This is a genomic window from Methanimicrococcus blatticola, assembly GCF_004363215.1.
In the GTDB taxonomy this organism is placed as follows: Archaea; Halobacteriota; Methanosarcinia; order Methanosarcinales; family Methanosarcinaceae; genus Methanimicrococcus; species Methanimicrococcus blatticola.
Window position 1 is genome coordinate 15338 of the sequence record NZ_SNYS01000006.1, and the last position, 17448, is coordinate 32785.

A 17448-nucleotide genomic window follows, 5' to 3' on the forward strand; every position below is an offset into this window, starting at 1 on the left:
CCGGATTACGTTTTTTAAAGTTCAATATAAATACCTCAATAATAACAATATATATTTTGAATAAGAATATAGAATAGTATGCGATAAAATTACTAATATAATATAAAGATAGCGGACATTGAAAAAAACTAAGACAGGTAGAGAGGAAAAACAGAAGAGAGGGGAACGGAAAAAGAAAAAGAGAAGATTTTAAAAATAAAAAATAAAAAAAGAGAAAGTAAAAAAGAGAAGTAAAAAAGAGAAGTAAAAAAAGAGAAAATAATTCAAATTCGTTTACTTTTTTCAGGATTTATAAATTTCACGAAATCCGGAATTTTGTCGGCTTGAATATCGTATCGGGATGTGCCGACACCGACAAAAGAAATTTTGGATTCATAGGGTGTGTCTCCGCCGATTTGGAGATTTTTTTCGGTGTGAGAAATGCTGATTTGGTTGTCTTTCAGACCTGTTTTCAGCATTTTAGACATGACAAAATCCGTTCCGATTTGAAGCGCTTTGTCGTGAGCGGTTTGATAAGAGGGGAAAATTTCACTTTGACCGCCGTGGAAAAGAATGAATTCCGTTATCGCTAAATCGTCTTCATCTCGGATGTTCTTTTTAATCAAAATGTCTGTCCGGTAAATGCCGTTTCCGACCAATGCGCCGACCGCGTTTCCGACATCTGAAAATTTCGGCGTCAGAATTTCGGCTTGGATCAGTTCGCCGATTTCGCCGGCGTAAGCGCTTGACGGAGCACCGATTAAAACAATCGGAACTGAAACCGCGAATTTTGTATGATATTTTCCGGAAAGCACTTTTTCAACGTCGCGTTTTGTAATGCCGGGAACCAAATATTCAATCAGGCTGGAAGCCATGTTTTTTGCGACTTGTTTTTTGGCATAGATTGCCAATTCCTCGGCGTTTTTGTAAGTCAGACGCTCCTCTTTTTGTGCGCCGATAAGAGAGGCTTCTGCATTCCATTCTGTGTAATCGCCCAAAATATGAAGCGCGTCTGTCGGCGTAAATCCGATGGGCTGAATCAAACGCTTTTTCACAAGAGATTCTAAAACTGACGACATCGGCATTTTTTTGTTGAGACGCTCAAACATATCTGACCATGATGTCGGGAAATCGGAATCAATCACCTCATAAACCAATTCTTCAAGCGTGGTCATTTCAATCGGCGGGAAATCCGTTTTCACATAAAAAACGGAAGGAAGAATGAATTGAGAAATGGATTTTCGGGGCGGAAGCTTGTTTTCCCGAAGTTTTTCCAAAAATCCGGGGTACAAAACAGCAGCCCGGCAGAGCGGCATGACGCGAAGCGGGCCGAGATGGATTTTGCGGTTGGCGTCGTCCGTTGCATAGACGTGGCTGTCACCGCCTGTAGCTACCGTTTCCATTCGAATCGCTTTGACACGCGTCGCCCAGCCGCCGACAACCGCGCCGGAGTCATCCATTTCCGGCAAACCGTCTTGAACCAAAGCAACGTCTGTGCTGGTGCCGCCGATGTCGATCATCGCGCATGTTTTCAAGCCGGAAAGATACGCTGCGCCCATCAAACTGGCAGCAGGCCCTGAAAAAATCGTTTCAATCGGCTTTTCAAGGGCTTCTTCGATGCTGACGGCGGATCCGTCACATTTGAGCATCAAAAGCGTTGCGTTCATGCCGATATTTTCCATTTCGGAAATGATGGATTTAGTGAAATTATAAGTAATCGGGATGAGTTGCGCATTTAAAAAAGCGGTGACGGCTCGCTCATACGCGCCGAGATCTTGTGAGAGTTCGTGGCCGCAGACGACCGGATGCCCTGTCAGTTTTAAGATTTCTTCTTTGACGCGAAGCTCATGATCAGCGTTTCTGACACTGAAAAGAGACGAAACGGCAAAAGCGGAAACACGGTCTTTGACGGAAAGCGCAAATTCCTTAACGGCTTCAATGTCCAGCGATTCTAATTCTTCGCCGTTGCTGTCATGCCCGCCGCTGACGAGACAATACATCTGCGCCGGCAGAATATCGGGAATATTGTAATCGCCGACCATGATTAAGCCGACCGGGAAGCCTTTGTTTTCTAAAATCGTGTTTGTTGAAAGCGTTGTTGAGAGTGAAACAATGTTTACTCCTTTGAGCTTTTCAGCATCCAGCATGCCGATTGAACTTTTAATTCCGCCGATCGGGTCGGGATATGTTGTCAATGCTTTGCCGGCTTCAACAACTGTTCCGTCTTCGTCACGAATGAGAACAGCATCTGTATACGTTCCGCCTGCGTCAATTCCTAAACTGTAAGCCATGATTAAACACACCGTTATTGATTTTACACACGATAAATATTTTCAATAAAAGAAATGGGTCTCGTTCATATTTAATATTTTATAAACAGAAATCATTTTTTCAAATTAAAAAAATCAAACAAATCAAACAAATCAAACAAATAAATCAAACAAACAAATCAAACAAACAAATCAAACAATCAAATAAATTACAAATAAATCAAACAAAACGAAATAAAAAATAGCGGGAGCGAAGAACCGCTCCCGGCAAATACCGTTCAAATCAACACGGAAGCTTGTATCCGCATTCATTCAGGACAATGGTCATCGCTGTGTAGAACGCGACAAGTCCCAAAATCAAAGCCAGGATACCCGCAATTGTTGCGACAATGGCAATTCCCGTGAAATAGAAAATTGCGGTGACAATAAAAACAAGTGCCAAGAGCGCGAAAACTGCGATCAGGAATTTGGCTTTCAATTTAATGACGCCAAACAGCATTGAACCGGCCAGAAGCGCCCAGATCAAGAGATAGATGCCGATGCTTGTCGCGCTTGCCGGATCGGATCCGAACGGCGCGATTAAGATGTAAGCGAAACTGATCCAAAAAGAACCGAAAGCGCAGAACGCGACTGTTTCAAATGTATTTCCTTTCTTAAAGGCCATTAAGCCTGCACAGAATTGAGCGATACCGCCGACGAAAATTGACATGGAAATCAATGCAAGCGCATCACCGAATAATCCCAGGTCAAAAAATGCCAGCATAAGGGTTGTCATACTGAAGCCGGTCAAACCGAGCGCGCCCGGTGTTGCCCATGAGTCACATATTCGAACCACTTGTTCAGATTCAGACATTTATTATATCCTCCAAAATTTCTAAACAATTTACCATATTTTTTGAGAGTATAGACTAACGGATGTTTTGCCTATACGAACACACACACCAAAAAAAGCATCCGAATAACGAAATCAAACAAAAAAATCGAAACACACTCCCGATTTCAAATATGATTCCAAACATGCATCTTTTCGGTAATATCAATATAAGCCTCCGCTTTTATAAACTTTTCACAATAATAAAGAGAGTTTTAGAGAGCCGACGGAGGTCGTTTTGTGTTGAAACGACAAGTATCGGCATAAAAAATAATTCGGCAAACGGCGAACAAAATTTTTGATTCATCTTGTTTTTTCGACAATTGCCATATTAAAAAAATAAAGCCGCATTAAAAAAGTAAAATGATGAGAAAATAATAATCGAAATGTAATTAGAGAAAACGAAATGAGAAGAGATGGTTTTAGAAATGAATTGAAAATGAATATAAAATGTGAATGGAATCATAAATGAAAGCAATGAAGATGTAAACGAAAATTAATGGAAAGATAAATGAAAAGAAGAGAAGATCTCTTCTTTAGATTTTTTTCATTTGAATCTTTTGAATTACATCGGCAATTTGTAACCGACTTCATTCAACACGATTGCCATTGCGGTGTAGAATGCGGCAGCGCCTAAAAGGAAGGCGAAGAATCCGGCAATCACTCCGACGATGGGGATCAAAACGAAATGGAAAGCGGCCGTCATGAAGAATGTCAAAACCAATAAGGTAAAGACAACGACTAACGCTTTAACGCCCATTTTCAATGTTCCGAGCAAAAGACCGAGACCGAAAATGCCCCAAAGCAAAAGGTAAAGGGCAAGACCGAAGTCGCCGGCTGCGGCTGTTCCGAGCGGCGCGATTAAGATGAAAGCGAAGCTGAGCCAAAAGACACCGAATCCGGTAAAAGCAACGGTTTCGAATGTGTTTCCTTTTTTCCAGGCCATCATGCCGGCCAAAAGCTGAGCCAGCCCGCCGACGAAAATTGCCATCGCAATCACAGTCATGTTTTCCGGAACCAAGCCCATGTTATGGAAACTGAGCGTTAATGTTGCCAAAGAAAAACCCGTTAAACCAAGAGCACCCGGATTGCCGGTTGTGTCAGCGATTTTAATAACTTGTTCACTCACAGTAAATTCCTCCAAATGGCGGACAAATCCGCCTGTTTTTATTAACCAATAGCGTTTTTACCAATGTAATAACGATTTACAATAATTTACAATTACAACTGTCTGCCAATTCAGCAAACAACTACGCCGAAAAGAAAATTGGGATTTAAAAATCTTTCAGTCAAAAATTAATTGAGAAAACAACACCAAAAGACAGAACAATTTCTGAAAAAAGGAGCGGCCGATTGACGTTATCAAAAACGTAGATTGACGTAAAATGAAATCAAGAGAGATTATAATTATCGACAATTACAAACAGTTCAAAATTGAATTATTTGATTAAATCAAATTTTTCAGATTAAATCGGCGTTCGTTTTTTCATATTAAGAAAAGAGGATGTATTGTATGTTTTAATATGTTTTAGTATGGTTTTATTTTGGAAATAATTAAAACCCAATGCAACCGCCCGCTAATTTTCGTTTCCGGGCGGTGCGAAGCAGCGAACCGGATTTCGATCTGAGCAGAGCGAAGAGAGAAACGGAAATTTGCGGATTCGTACCCGGCCGATACAGCAAAAACGGAAAACTCTTTCTCACAACAATTATCGTCCTGCCTGTGCCCGGTTTGATTTGTGCATCTGCTTCTTTTTATCACATCAATTGTCTTTCTGCCGGCACCCGTTTTGATTGGCGCATCTGCTTCTTTTTATCACATCCGTTCGCTTGCGCGAACGGGGCGTTGCCACCGGCCGTTCAAGTTGCCGCCGCTACCCACCGTTCAAGTTGCCGCTGCTACCCACCGTTCAAGTTGCCGCTGCTACCCACCGTTCAAGTTACCGCTGCTACCCACCGTTCAAGTCATCGCTGCGACCTGCCGTCCAAGTTACCGTTGTTACCTGCAACGGCAAAGATGCCGCGCGCGAACTGCACCGTTTTTCGAAATTTTTCAAAGCCGAGAGTCGATTTCAAAATATTTCAAAACAGAGAACGGTTTCAAAATATTTCAAAAACAGAGATTGATTTTTCAAACAGAAAAGGAAAAGAAAAGAAAAAAAGAAAAAAAGGAAAAAATGGAGAAATAAATGGGGGAGGAAAAAAGAGAAAAATAATGGATAAATGCTGTTTTTTAAAAAACATTTTAAATCTTTTTAGAGAGAGGTTTAAAAGATTGCATTTTTGGTTGGGTGATATTTGAGAGGTTTGAGAGGTTGGTAGTGAAATTCAATAAATAATATTTAATTTCAAATTCTTCCTGAAAAGAATAAACGGCAGGGATAAACCCTGCCAAATGTTTGTTTTATCAGGAAATTTAAAGGACGTAGTTTTCGGTCTTGAAAACCGGAACTTCTGCCTTGTATTTTGCCATGCATTCTTCGACGAATTTTGCTTTTTCGGTCGGGAGTGCTGCCAAGTCTTTCTTGATTGCATTGAGTGCATTGATTTCGAATTTGGTGAGTGAGAGCTTGCCGCCCTTGATACCTTCATCGAGAATCTTACAGCATTCTTCTGCAGCTGCCTTGGAACGGAGGTAGGTGTCGTTACCGTTCTTTGCGATTGCTTCACCGACACGGTATGCGTTGTCGTATGCGAGGACATAGCCCTGGGGGTCTCTGTACTTGTCAGAGAGAGTGAAGAGGTCACGGAGAATCTTCTCGTTTCCGGTCTTCAAGGCCGTGTTCATCAAAGAGCAGTCGTAAGCAAGGGATTCAACCCAAACCTGAACAGTTGTACCGCCGAATTCACCGTGGTATTCAACAGATTCGTTGGACCACATGTCACAGCACTGCATGGTTAAGTTACCCATAACGTCGGAGTGAGCACAGGTTGAAGATTTACCTTCTTGTGTGATCGGAACACCGGCAATGGACTTAACGATGGTGTTTTCATAACCGCAGTCTTTACCCGGACCGGTTGCGCCGGATTCGTATGCTGCAAGTGTTCTTGCGGCTGAAATACAGCGGGCAACGATGGCTGTTGTGTGGGCGAGGTTCTTGTCTAAGAGACCGCCGGCAATGAACATGGCTGTGTTTGCCTGGGCACAGTCTGTGTCACCTGCTGCAACTCTGCCTGTTTTCTTGGCGATGCTTGCAATGTTTTGCCACACGAATTCCATGTCACTTGTACCAAGGACACCGATACCGAACAAGACACCGGCAATGTCATCACGAATGATGGCATAGTCGAAAACTTCCTTACCGCCCATTGATTCAATGGATAATAAGTCAGCACCCTGAACAGCACATTTCTCGAATGCTTCGAGCATGACATCGTTCTTGTTTCCGCGGAGAGCGAGGTAATCTCTGTCTTCACGAATGTCACCGATGGTGTGTCTGAGAGCACATTTCACGCCGTATTCTTCATGGTATTCTTCCATGATGGTTTTCTGTGCGTGTGCAACAGCTGCACCCCAGTCGGGGTTGTTAGACATCTGCTGAACGTGTTCTGTTTCTAAAACGACGCACGGAGCACCGATCTGAACGATTCTTCCCATTGCGTCTTTTGTAATTCTTTCGTATTCTTTAACGAGCGCTTCTTTGGAGACACCGGCTTGGGGTCTCGGAGCATAGTTTAATTCCGGAATTGTGTATCCTGCACCGATTTCAAGTCCTAAACCTGCTTTTACCGGGAATTTTGCTCTTCCGAAGGTCATTTCGTCTGCATTTGCGTATGCCATCTTTGTGTATCTGTTAACTGCCATTTTGCTGCCTCCTTAGTGGATGTGGAATTCGTTTCTCATCTTTGCAATGTCTGCGCCGTTCTTCAAAATGTAATTGCCGAACTTCGCAGCCTCTGCTGCTTCCTCACCGTAAACACCAAGGCTGTAGCTTTCAACGAACTCTTGGTTAACAGCACCGCCGCCGCAAGCGAACGGAATCTTTAAGCCTTTCTCAACAAGTTTGTCGTTCACTTCTTTGAAAGCATACATTGTTGTTGTCATCAAAGCTGTGCCGGTAATCATAAGCGGTTTAACTTCTGCTGCCTTTGCGACAACTTCGTCAACCGGAACATCACGGCCAAGGTCAACGACATCAAAACCGTCTGCTCTTAAGAGAGCGGCAACGATGTTCTTACCGATGTCGTGAACGTCACCTTCTGCGACGTGGCAGATAATGGTTCCTTTTGCTTTCGGAATTTCTTTTGTCTTGGATTTGCAGTAGTCTATGCCTTCAAGCATAGCGTCTGCTGACATCATAACGTTGGGGAGGAAAATGATACCCTGATCATATAATGCAGAAACGACAGCCATTCCCGGGAGAAGTGCTTCGTCAATAAGTTTGATCGGGTCTTTGCCTGCGTCTAAAAGTGCGTCGAGTGCATCAATAACGTCGTCTTCTTCGCCTTCGTAGATGGCAACTGCCACTGCTTTCAAGAGCGCGTCTTTCGGATAGAGTTGCTCTGCTGCTTCGTCGGGGGTCATGGTTTTTTCCATGGCCACATTATATCTGACAAGAATTGTTGCAATATCTTCTTTTTTAAAGTCTAACATATTAGATTCTCCGTTTCGATCTGTATTAACAGGAGAGCGGGGAGAACAACCACACATTCATTTAACCGGTCCTCAAATTTCACACACGTTTTAAAGGTTTTTCAACACACACACACGAAAATCCCTGTTCAAAACCTACGCTTTCTTCACAATGTATATTTACACACACAAATTTTTTCAATACACACTTTTTTTAATACACACACTTGTATTATTTTTTTGAGGACCAAAATAGTTCTGAAGATGAAACCGTTAAACCGGTTTTACCCAAAGAAACGACTTGGTTGTAATTTTTTTTCCGTATTCTCCTCAGTCACGAACCATACGTGCAAGAACACAAAACCAATTGTGTTACTGCAATATTCTATTTGGCGGATTTGAGTATATACATTAACCGCACCTATTTTTTTCGAAGCGGTTATTAGAAGTTTTTTGAGAAAAATAAAATATAAAACAACTTTATTTAAGTCAGTGTTTTCTGTTTTTGATTTTAATTATAAAAAAAATACGAAATAAATTGTTTTTCTAAAAAAAGCCCAAAAATGCTCAAAAAAGGTGTCAAAATTTTTGATAGTTTGAACGACTAACAGGAATTTAAAAAGATAATATTCATAGAATAACAAATTATAAAAATATATAGATATATGGAATTCCTGACGAAAAAAGCAGAGGCAAGAGAAACTCAAGGATTACCTTTTTATATCCCGAAATAACCGATTACGATTTTGACACGGTGATTGAAAATTCAGAAAGGTTATGAAAATGATAAAACGGTTATAATTTGAACTTTGATAAAGAAATTCGAAATGAATTAAATCAAAAAACCAATAACATTTAAAAAAATAGATTTTAACAATCAAAATGAGATTTAAAAACAAAATAAAATTTAAAAAACAAATGAAATTTAAAAACGAAATAAATTTAAAAACAAAATGAAATTTTTAAAAATGAAATAAATCGGAAAGGATTTTTGAATTAAATGCCTTTCCCGATTTCGCTTTTTCTGAGCCAGTCAATATCAGACTGATAAAGTTCACGAAGGTCTTTTAAGCCGAGTTTCAGCATCGCAACGCGGCTGACACCAAGACCCCACGCCAAAACCGGCTCTGTGATGCCGAGCGGTGTGGTGACTTCTTTTCTGAAAACACCTGCGCCGCCGAGTTCGACCCAGCCGAGACCGTCAATCCAAACTTCCGGCTCAACGCTGGGTTCGGTGTACGGGAAATAACCGGGACGGAAGCGGACTTCTTCAAAGCCCATTCTGTGATAGAATTCTTTTAAGCAGCCGAGCAGATCGGCAAAGCTCATGTCTTTGTCCATGACAACGCCTTCGAGCTGTTCAAATTCGGGCGTGTGCGTCGGATCAATTGTTTCGCGGCGGTAAGCGCGGTCAATACAGAACGCTTTAACGGGACCGACCGGATTGTCCGCCAAATATTTGACCGTCACAGAAGTTGTATGCGTTCGAAGCACATTCTTTTCCGCGATTTCAGAACTCCAGCGACCGCCCCAGCCGCAAGATCCTGTTTCGCCGCCGTTTTCGTGGACAGCGCGGATTTTGTCAACATATTTATCGGGGTTTTCGGAGCGGGAATCTAAGTGGAATGTGTCCTGCATTTCTCTTGCCGGGTGATCCTGCGGCTGGAAAAGCGCGTCAAAATTCCAAAATGAAGATTGAATAATATCGCCTTTGATTTCCGTGAAGCCCATTTCCAAGAAAATCTGGCGCATTTGGTCAATCAGGCGCTGATAAGGATGAGATTTGGCACCGTACATCGGTTTGAGAGGTTTTTGAATTTTATACGGGCGGTAATATTTGTTTTCCCAATCTCCGCTTTTCAAAAGTTCGGGCGTGATTTGCGCGATTTCTTCCGTAATCTCAATCCCTTCTGACGCATACGCTTTCCCTTGATCCGTAATTATAATTTTGCGCGTTGTGTATTCTTCTTTTTCCAGAAGTTTGCGTTTTAAAAGGTCGGAAATGATTTTGTCGGAAGCCAATTCTGCCGGCAATTCAAAAACGGGGTCAAATGTGTTGTTTTCCAACGAATTTTCATAAAGGTCGCTGAGAACGTCTTCGTCTTGCCCTTTCGGCGCGCTGCCGGACGGAATGAGAACGCCGTCATCAATGCGCGCCCATTTTTTCTTCAAAAGCCAGCCGGTTGCAATGCCGACCAATTGCGGTGAAAAGGAAGCGCGAAGGTCTTCAAGCGGCGTTTCGCCGTCGATGCTGTCAATAATTTGTCTTTCCGGAAGGCCTGTTTCCGCGTATTCTTTGCCTTCTTCAGTGAGACCGTAGAGTTCAAAAGATTCTTCATCAACTTTGGCAAGACCTTTTTCTTCCAATAAAAAAGCCGCCTGCATGGAAGCGTCTCCGTTTAAATCCGAAATTTCGACAATATCTTTCAATTCTGCCGTCTCAAGCTCATTCAAAGCCAGCAGAACCTTTTTTTCATTATTCGTTAAATCATAATCCGTCATTTCAAAACCCCGATTCGTTGGAGCAAATTAATTTTTATCCCTTAAATGAAACTTATCTCTTATATTCTCTCTGATATTTTTCTCACATTTGTTCTTTCATTTGTTCTCTCATTTGCGGTAATCAATGCTGAACAACGGCAATTTTTCAAAGGCTTCTTCCCGCTTCTGCTGAAGATCCGTTAAGAAAGCTTCCATTTTGCCGGCCGCTTTTTTCTTACATTCACCGCAAAGAATGCTTCCGCTCGTACATTCTTTTTGAACCTGAATCAGTTCGTCATCGTCATCAGTCAAATGGAAGAGATAAAGTTCATAAACCGAACATTTGTCAAATTCGCCGCCGAGCTCGCGCTGTTCTTCAGCCGATTCGCGCCCGCCGGTCTTGGCTTTCATGATTTTCTTGGCAGCCGATTTCGGATCTTCCGAAAGCGCAATGTTGCTTTCCGGGATGCTGCTCGACATTTTGCCGCCTGTGAGACCGCTCATGAAACGGTGATAAGTGGATGCCGGAATCATAAAAGCGTAGCCGCCGTGAGCGAGTTCCGCATTTTTAACGATTTCAGAAAGTTCGGCTTCAGAAATATCACCGAAAATATCAATGTGTTCTTTGGAAAGTTTTGTTGAAACGCCTGCGCCTCCGAAGCCGCCGCGAATGTTTTTATCGATTTCTTTCAGCGCGTCTTCAGGCGCGTTTTTCCCGCGAACACTCCAATAGGATTTGCCTGTTTTGGAATCCTCGCGGCGTTCGATAAGGAACATATTCATTTTAGAAGCGATGTCGCGCGTGAGACGGATGTGCGGGTCCTGATCGGCACCGACCGGAACGACGACCGGGATCGGTCCTTCGTACATCGGCAGCTGAGAGTGCAAAATGTCTGCGCCCTGCGTCAGCACAGCAATCATGTGCGCCAAATGCGTCTCGCCGGAAAAGCCGTAAATGGCAGCCATTTCAGAAAAATTAACTTTCGTTCCGAGTTCAAATGCCAAATCCTTAACCGGCTGACACTCTGATTGGAAATAAATGCGCGCGTTTTCGGGTTGAAGCCCGAGCGCAATTAAGCTTGTGATGTATTCTTCAACGCCGATTCGTTTACACTCTTCCCAGGTCAGGTCGCGGACAGCGTGCGCTTCGCGGTCTGCGATTCCGATAACAGCGATTCCGCCTTGCTTTTGGTACCAAACAATTTGATCCATCACCATTTTGTGGCCGAAGTGCGCTTTGCCTGTCGGCATAAAGCCGTCAAGAACGACAAACTGTTTTTGATTTTTGATTGCGTCAGCAATCATATCATAACCGCGGTGGCCGAAAATAATGCCTCTTCGCATGTATTTGTGCGGATTCGGGATTTCATCGAGCACTTCCGCAAACGGCTGAATGCCGAATTCATCAAACAGTTTTGAGTAGTCGCTGATTTCAGACGACTTCCACGGGTCCAATTTTTGCGCCATAAAGAATCACGTGATAATAACAGTATAATATAGAGTGAGAAATGAATTGAAAAGTCATTCATTTAAGTTTAAACTTTTGTTGAATGAATCAGAATTCTCATTCTTAATAATATCTGTTTTAGATCCGATCTGTTTTAGATCCGATCTGTTTTAGATCGGTTTTTAAAAAATTGAAAAAAGAAAATGAATCTGTTTTTGAAAAAAGAAAATGCCGAAAAAATTCGGCATTTGAAGCATTTTTTAGTTTGCCGCTTTATCTTCTTTCATCTTTGGAATCCATTTCATCGGATCCTCTGACGAAACAGAATGTTCCGACTGCAATCATGAACAGCAGAATAACCGAAACCGCTGCCTTTTGGGGTTCTTCTTCAAATCCGCCCATCGGCTCTTCGACACCAATATATTTTGTGCCGCCGGTTCCGATTGTTGCGTTTCCTTCGCCGTTGCCGTTATTGCCGCCATCGTCTTTGGGAATTAAGTGGCGAGCGTCGGCTTCAACCGTTCCCTGACCGAACTCCGGAACAGGAAGTTTGAATAAACTGAAATCATTCAAACGCTTGGAAGTTTGTTCCCAGTTGTCCAATGCTGCAAATGTGCGGAAAAGTGAAAACGTCTCAATTGTATCAATATTTTCTTTCGGGTGTGACCATGTTGTCCACGGCGCGGGCTCGTTCGGATAATTATTCCAAACCTGACGGCGTGTAATGTTCTTTCCGTTTTTATAATCGTTTTCTTCAAAAAGAACATCGCCGTTTTTCATCAAATCCCAGCCGAAGCAATTCAACATAATTAATGAATCATCGTAAAGAGGATACCAACATCCGGGGCAACAATCTGTAGTTTCATCACATTCACAATCCAAAGAGGATGTACAACAAGATCCTGCACATAAATCCGGATCACACAAAAAATCAACGTCATCGGCATCGTTTCCGATATATCCGGCAATTCTGTTTGTTTGGATTTTTCCGTTATCAGGTTCGGCAGAACCGTTTACGAATTCATTTAACGCCATGCTGTTGATGAAAATACCGGATTCAACGGAGCCGACCAAACCGCCGACTTTTGTTTTCATCAAACTGCCGTCCGGATATGTTGTTTTGACAGAGCCGGTTGCATAACTGTCAATAATGCGAGCCGTACCATAAATTTCACCGGCAAGCCCTCCCGCACTAATATATTCATCATCATTGCTTGTCGTGACAACGTCAACATGACCGGCTGAGAAAGAAGAAATGATTAATGAACTCCCGGGAGAAATACCATTTCCGCTGTAACCGACCAAACCGCCCGCTTTCAAAGGATTTCCGGCATCGTCGTTGAGTTGAATATTGCCTGTCGTGTAAGAGGACAAAATCGTCACCGGATGAGTGACGGAAGATCCGACAAGACCGCCGGCCTAAATTTTACCGCTGACGTCGCCTGTGACATAACTGTTCATAATATGAACATTTTCAGCATCACTGTACCCGATTAATCCGCCGGCTATTTCATCGTTGCTTGTTACAGATCCGTGTGTTGAAGAATTATTAATCAAAACAAAACGATTCGATGTTTCTGACATTCCGATTAAACCGCCGACAGATTCCGGACCGAAAATAGAACCTGTAACAGAAGAATCTTCGATTACGCCTTGCGACATGTAACCGACCAAACCGCCGACAGACCCGGTGCCGGACGGACAGCCTGTGACTGAAGACTTCGGAGAAACGTCACCTGTAAAGTTGTAATGACAATTTTTAATGAAAACAATTGTTTGGTCATCAGATTCAGCCATTCCGATAAAACCGCCGATGTCTCCCGAGCCGAAAACAGGAATATTGACATTAGAATTTTCCAAAACATTTCTTCCCGAAGCTTGGCCGATGAAACCGCCGGCAGAACCGCAATCAGCAAAGAATTTCGTTCCGGTGATTTGGCTGTTTCGAATTTCGACGCCTTTGCTGTTGACAATAAATCCGCTTGAACCGCAATCGGTACCGTCGGCATTAAGAATTAAATGAATGTCGTTAAATTCTGCATCTTCGGCAACCTTAAACAAGCCCGGGTACGGTTCTTCGGTGGGACCCGCCGTATCTGCATCATACTCCCATTCGACTTTAATTGTCGCCCCGTTTTGAGCGGTTAAACTTCCTGTAAACGGATGACAATCCGCGCCAATCGGGAATAAACCATCGGTAAAGCAAATACCGTCATTGATTTCTCCTTTATTGACAAACGCATTTTCGACGAGTACATAATCCGCGTTTAAAGACCAATACACTTCACGGCCTTCTGCATCCTCAATCTTTTTGTATGAACCGATGTTTGCAAAATTACTTCCGTTTACATAAATCGGTTCGCCTGCATCATAGAAATAAAGAAGTTGGGGAAGCTCATCCTCCAAAATATACCAAGTGTTTTCCGGATGCATTTTTCCGGCATCATAAATATCCCAATCGGCATACGTATCCGGGTCCTTCAGTTCCGCGAGCGTGAGACCGTAAGTGGAAATAAATCCGGCCTCGGTTACTTTATTATTGAAATAAACATTTTCTGCGCTGGTAATAGGATAGCCGATTCCGTATCTATTTTTGCCTTCTAAAGTCCCATTAAAATAACAAGACGCAGCTGTATCAAATGAGGATGTCAATCCGGACGCTGCTCCTCCTACTGTTGATGCTATGACATCTGCTTCCGAATAAGAGTTTTCAATTGTTCCTGCAAAAGGAGCACCGGAAAAACCTGAGAAAAGGCCTGCAAGGCCGCCGACCGCGCCTTCATTTGATGTACCTTTAATCGTTCCTTTTGAATAAGAGGTATTAATAGAAGAGTCAGGAGAGAGAGACCGGCCGATTAAGCCGCCGACATTGGTTAAACCTGTAATGTCGCCGTCAAAATAACTGTTGTCTATATTAATTGCATTACCGATGCCGATTAAACCGCCGGCGTTCTTGCCTCCTGTTGTAATCGTGGATAAACTGTAACTTCTGTCAATAATACAATCATAAAGATTTCCGCCGAGGCCGCCGGCATTGCCGAGACCGGCATTAGCAAGAATCTCAGACTTCGATTCAACGGTTCCTGTGGAATAAGATTTGATAAATTGAATTTCAGTGTCGGCATCGGATAAACCGACGAGGCCGCCTGCATTTATATCAGCTTTTACATCGCCGTCAAATGCACAATTTCTGAAAGTTATATTTCCTTCAGATGAACCGACGAGACCGCCTGCGTTATTGTTCTCCGATGTAACTGTTGCTGTAGAAGAGCTGTACTAAAAACCTGCAGCAACATCATTGCCGATTGAGCCGACTAAACCGCCGACAGATTCTTTTCCGGTGATTTCTCCTTCCGTAAAAGATTCAAGGATGATTGAATAATCGCCCAGAACACCGGCAAGACCGCCGACGCCTATTTCTGCTTCGATGTCACAATCAGCATAACATATACTGAAATTTCCATATTCGGCATACCCGATGAGGCCGCCGGCATTATCATTGGCTGTAATTTTTGACTCTTCACCGATGTTTGATTTGAGAAGAGTTGCATCATATAAACTTCCTGCAAAACCGCCGACATTGTTTGCCGAGTTAGCTGCAATTTGAGTGTTTTTAACGGCACTGTTTATGATTTCAGCGGATTCGAATGAGCCGATAAAACCGCCGATATTGGAACCGCCGATATTGGAACCGCCATCTTCAGCTTGAATATAACTGTTTTCAAGCGTACAATTTGTCAGAGAAATTCCGGAACATCTGTCAAAATCACCACCGGTCAGTGCTCCGACATTATTGAGTCCTGAAACCTCCAAATTATAGAGATAGATATTAACGAATTCTGCCTGGCTGATGCCGCCAAAAAGTCCCGCATAATCGCCGGTTGCATTAATTTTGCTGTTTTTTGCAGAAACATTCATCACAAACAAATTTGTATCTTTGGCGGTTTGACCGGCCAATATGCCGACATAATTTTCGCCCTCAGCCGATATGTTATCTAACTGAAGATTAAAAAAAGTCGCATTTCCGACCAAACCGAAAATTCCGACATTGTCGGTTCCGGAAATAGCCATATTTGAGATGGTGTGTCCTTTTCCGTCAAAAGTGCCGACAAAATAAGTTTCTGCGTCATAGTCAGAATCGACATCTTCAAAACCGATCGGGACCCAATCTTTGTCCCATCCTGAAAAATCAATATCGTTGATTAAAATAAAATGTGAATTCAGATATTCGATTTCACCGATTTTTTGAAGCTGATCCGGTGTCCCGATTTGATACGGATTCCCCATTGAACCGTCTCCGCCGCTGAAATCGCCAGCTGCAAGAGCAGGTACGCTCATCATTAAAATTGCCGTAACGGCAACCATCAGTATTGTTGTTAATTTCATCTTTAGACTCATCCTTGGAGTTCAATAAAAAAGATATAATATTAGTAATATGGAATAACATTATATAAAAATAACTAAAGATAAAATATAGAATATATAGGGAAAATATCCGATTAACGATTTAAAAAATAATGAAAATGTTCGAATGAACATCTTCTTCCTATTTTTAATTGAGTTTCCGTTTTTAATTTTGTTTTTGATATTTTTTCCACGCCCAAACAGCGATAATCACGACAATCAAAAGAAAAAGCAAAACCACACTCGGCCAAAACCAAACAGGCTTCACACCTAAATCTTCGGGCGTCGGAATATAATTGGGTATATCTTCCTGGACATAATCCGGATCTAGTTCTGTTGCAGCTGCTGCCGGACCGCTTAAAAACGCAAGACATAGAAAAATTATGCTGATTAGAATAATCGGTTTTAATTTGTTGCTCATAGTTTAACCCCTTTTGAAATCAATAATAATCAATTAAACAATAATCAATTGAATAAATGTCAATTGAAATAAATATCAATTGGCAGATTTAATTTTAAAAGAAGTCATATAAAAATAATAGCTATTGTCGGATTTGGAATAAAAACTGAAAAAAGAAGTTAATGAATCAGAATAATGAATTAGAATGAATAGCGAGGGATGGATTCGAACCATCGGTCTACGGGTTATGAGCCCGTCGGGATCTCCTGGCTACCCCACCTCGCTTTGCAGATTAAAATCGTTTTTGAAAAATCATAATTGATGACCAGTCATCAATATGAAAGCAGGTTAAAAAATGATTTCTTTTATTTATAGTTAATGCAGAACTTTGGACCGGCGGGAATTTGAACAAACCCAAAGAAGTAACAGAATGTTTTAAAATTCGGCGTCTTTTTTTCTTTTGAAAATAAATCTTTAAATATTGTAATTGAGTGTTTAGTATCAATCATTTTAGTATCAATCATTTCATTTTCAATTCAACTTTTATATTTCAGGTGAACCAATGCCACACAGATGTACAAAATGCGGTGCTGTTTTTGAAGACGGGGATTCCGTTATTCTGACAGGCTGTCCGGAATGTAAATGGAACAAATTCCTTTACGTTAGAGCGGAAGAAATACCCATCTCCTCAAAACCCGTATTTGAGGAAATCCTGCCGACGCCATCCGATTGGAACATTGAGGAACGCATTGCCGAAAAGGAAGGAAAATCCATTGACGACGTGCTTGAAGACATTGACAGGGCACTTGATTCTGATGATGTCAGAAAAAAAGATTTGAACCCCGACCGTGTCGACTCAATTCGTATTTTAGATGCCGGCTCCTATGAATTAAACTTAGGATCCATCATGGAAAAAGATGAAATCGTTGTCGGTATCAAAGAAGAAGGACAATACGCCATTGATTTGCCGATGATTCTTCAGCAATCCGGAAAAGCGAAAAAAAGTAAGAAGAAATAATTGAA

The 17448-nt window shown here is 42.1% G+C and carries 13 protein-coding genes, 1 tRNA gene and 1 pseudogene; 2 read left to right on the forward strand and 13 right to left on the reverse strand.

The annotated features are described in order from the left end of the window. Positions 1-263: 263 nt before the first annotated feature. From C7391_RS02135 to C7391_RS02145, 3 genes are all read right to left on the reverse strand, one after another. Positions 264-2270: a hydantoinase/oxoprolinase N-terminal domain-containing protein gene (locus tag C7391_RS02135; protein WP_133516913.1), complete on the reverse strand. Its 2007-nt coding sequence runs from the start codon at positions 2268-2270 to the stop codon at positions 264-266. A gap of 262 nt (positions 2271-2532) precedes the next feature. Continuing rightward, positions 2533-3102 carry an acetate uptake transporter gene (locus C7391_RS02140; protein WP_133516914.1) on the reverse strand — a complete coding sequence of 190 codons (570 nt, stop codon included), beginning with the start codon at positions 3100-3102 and terminating at the stop codon, positions 2533-2535. 583 nt (positions 3103-3685) lie between these two features. Continuing rightward, positions 3686-4249, reverse strand: coding sequence for an acetate uptake transporter (locus C7391_RS02145; protein ID WP_166627366.1), 564 nt, complete (start codon positions 4247-4249; stop codon positions 3686-3688). A 665-nt stretch (positions 4250-4914) separates the two neighbouring features. Here C7391_RS02145 and C7391_RS02150 point away from each other — a divergent pair. Continuing rightward, on the forward strand, positions 4915-5247 hold the full coding sequence (locus C7391_RS02150; RefSeq protein ID WP_133516916.1) for a hypothetical protein: 333 nt from the start codon (positions 4915-4917) through the stop codon (positions 5245-5247). A gap of 289 nt (positions 5248-5536) precedes the next feature. On the opposite strand, the gene mtaB is transcribed toward C7391_RS02150, so the two are convergent. From mtaB to C7391_RS02195, 10 genes and pseudogenes are all read right to left on the reverse strand, one after another. Next, positions 5537-6925 (reverse strand): methanol--corrinoid protein co-methyltransferase MtaB, encoded by a 1389-nt coding sequence (mtaB, locus tag C7391_RS02155; RefSeq protein WP_133516917.1) that lies wholly within the window; start codon positions 6923-6925, stop codon positions 5537-5539. 12 nt (positions 6926-6937) lie between these two features. Beyond that, positions 6938-7714 carry a methanol--corrinoid protein MtaC gene (gene mtaC, locus C7391_RS02160; protein ID WP_133516918.1) on the reverse strand — a complete coding sequence of 259 codons (777 nt, stop codon included), beginning with the start codon at positions 7712-7714 and terminating at the stop codon, positions 6938-6940. A 975-nt stretch (positions 7715-8689) separates the two neighbouring features. Further along, the gene (gene pheS / locus C7391_RS02165) at positions 8690-10195 is read right to left on the reverse strand and encodes a phenylalanine--tRNA ligase subunit alpha (RefSeq protein ID WP_133516919.1); all 1506 of its coding nucleotides are present in this window, start codon (positions 10193-10195) and stop codon (positions 8690-8692) included. Positions 10196-10303: 108 nt separating this feature from the next. After that, positions 10304-11641 (reverse strand): tryptophan--tRNA ligase, encoded by a 1338-nt coding sequence (locus C7391_RS02170; RefSeq protein WP_133516920.1) that lies wholly within the window; start codon positions 11639-11641, stop codon positions 10304-10306. 253 nt (positions 11642-11894) lie between these two features. After that, positions 11895-12995 carry a GLUG motif-containing protein gene (locus tag C7391_RS02175; protein WP_166627367.1) on the reverse strand — a complete coding sequence of 367 codons (1101 nt, stop codon included), beginning with the start codon at positions 12993-12995 and terminating at the stop codon, positions 11895-11897. 45 nt (positions 12996-13040) lie between these two features. Beyond that, positions 13041-14273 carry a GLUG motif-containing protein gene (locus tag C7391_RS02180; RefSeq protein WP_133516922.1) on the reverse strand — a complete coding sequence of 411 codons (1233 nt, stop codon included), beginning with the start codon at positions 14271-14273 and terminating at the stop codon, positions 13041-13043. A 525-nt stretch (positions 14274-14798) separates the two neighbouring features. Then, a pseudogene (locus tag C7391_RS08645) lies at positions 14799-14852 on the reverse strand (hypothetical protein); the annotation flags it as partial. A gap of 45 nt (positions 14853-14897) precedes the next feature. Then, positions 14898-16007, reverse strand: coding sequence for a hypothetical protein (locus C7391_RS02185; protein WP_133516923.1), 1110 nt, complete (start codon positions 16005-16007; stop codon positions 14898-14900). 184 nt (positions 16008-16191) lie between these two features. Further along, positions 16192-16446, reverse strand: coding sequence for a hypothetical protein (locus tag C7391_RS02190; protein ID WP_133516924.1), 255 nt, complete (start codon positions 16444-16446; stop codon positions 16192-16194). 189 nt (positions 16447-16635) lie between these two features. Continuing rightward, positions 16636-16710, reverse strand: a tRNA-Met gene (locus C7391_RS02195). 277 nt (positions 16711-16987) lie between these two features. On the opposite strand from C7391_RS02195, the gene C7391_RS02200 reads away from it, so the two are divergent. Further along, positions 16988-17443: a Zn-ribbon domain-containing protein gene (locus C7391_RS02200; protein WP_133516925.1), complete on the forward strand. Its 456-nt coding sequence runs from the start codon at positions 16988-16990 to the stop codon at positions 17441-17443. The last annotated feature ends 5 nt before the right edge of the window (positions 17444-17448 follow it).

Bases quoted from the DNA above. Each gene is read 5' to 3' on its own strand.
- C7391_RS02135 (WP_133516913.1), bottom strand. From the start codon at position 2,270: ATGGCTTACAGTTTAGGAATTGACGCAGGCGGAACGTATACAGATGCT.
- C7391_RS02140 (WP_133516914.1), bottom strand. From the start codon at position 3,102: ATGTCTGAATCTGAACAAGTGGTTCGAATATGTGACTCATGGGCAACA.
- mtaB (WP_133516917.1), bottom strand. From the start codon at position 6,925: ATGGCAGTTAACAGATACACAAAGATGGCATACGCAAATGCAGACGAA.
- mtaC (WP_133516918.1), bottom strand. From the start codon at position 7,714: ATGTTAGACTTTAAAAAAGAAGATATTGCAACAATTCTTGTCAGATAT.
- pheS (WP_133516919.1), bottom strand. From the start codon at position 10,195: ATGACGGATTATGATTTAACGAATAATGAAAAAAAGGTTCTGCTGGCT.
- C7391_RS02170 (WP_133516920.1), bottom strand. From the start codon at position 11,641: ATGGCGCAAAAATTGGACCCGTGGAAGTCGTCTGAAATCAGCGACTAC.
- C7391_RS02185 (WP_133516923.1), bottom strand. From the start codon at position 16,007: ATGAAATTAACAACAATACTGATGGTTGCCGTTACGGCAATTTTAATG.
- C7391_RS02190 (WP_133516924.1), bottom strand. From the start codon at position 16,446: ATGAGCAACAAATTAAAACCGATTATTCTAATCAGCATAATTTTTCTA.
- C7391_RS02200 (WP_133516925.1), top strand. From the start codon at position 16,988: ATGCCACACAGATGTACAAAATGCGGTGCTGTTTTTGAAGACGGGGAT.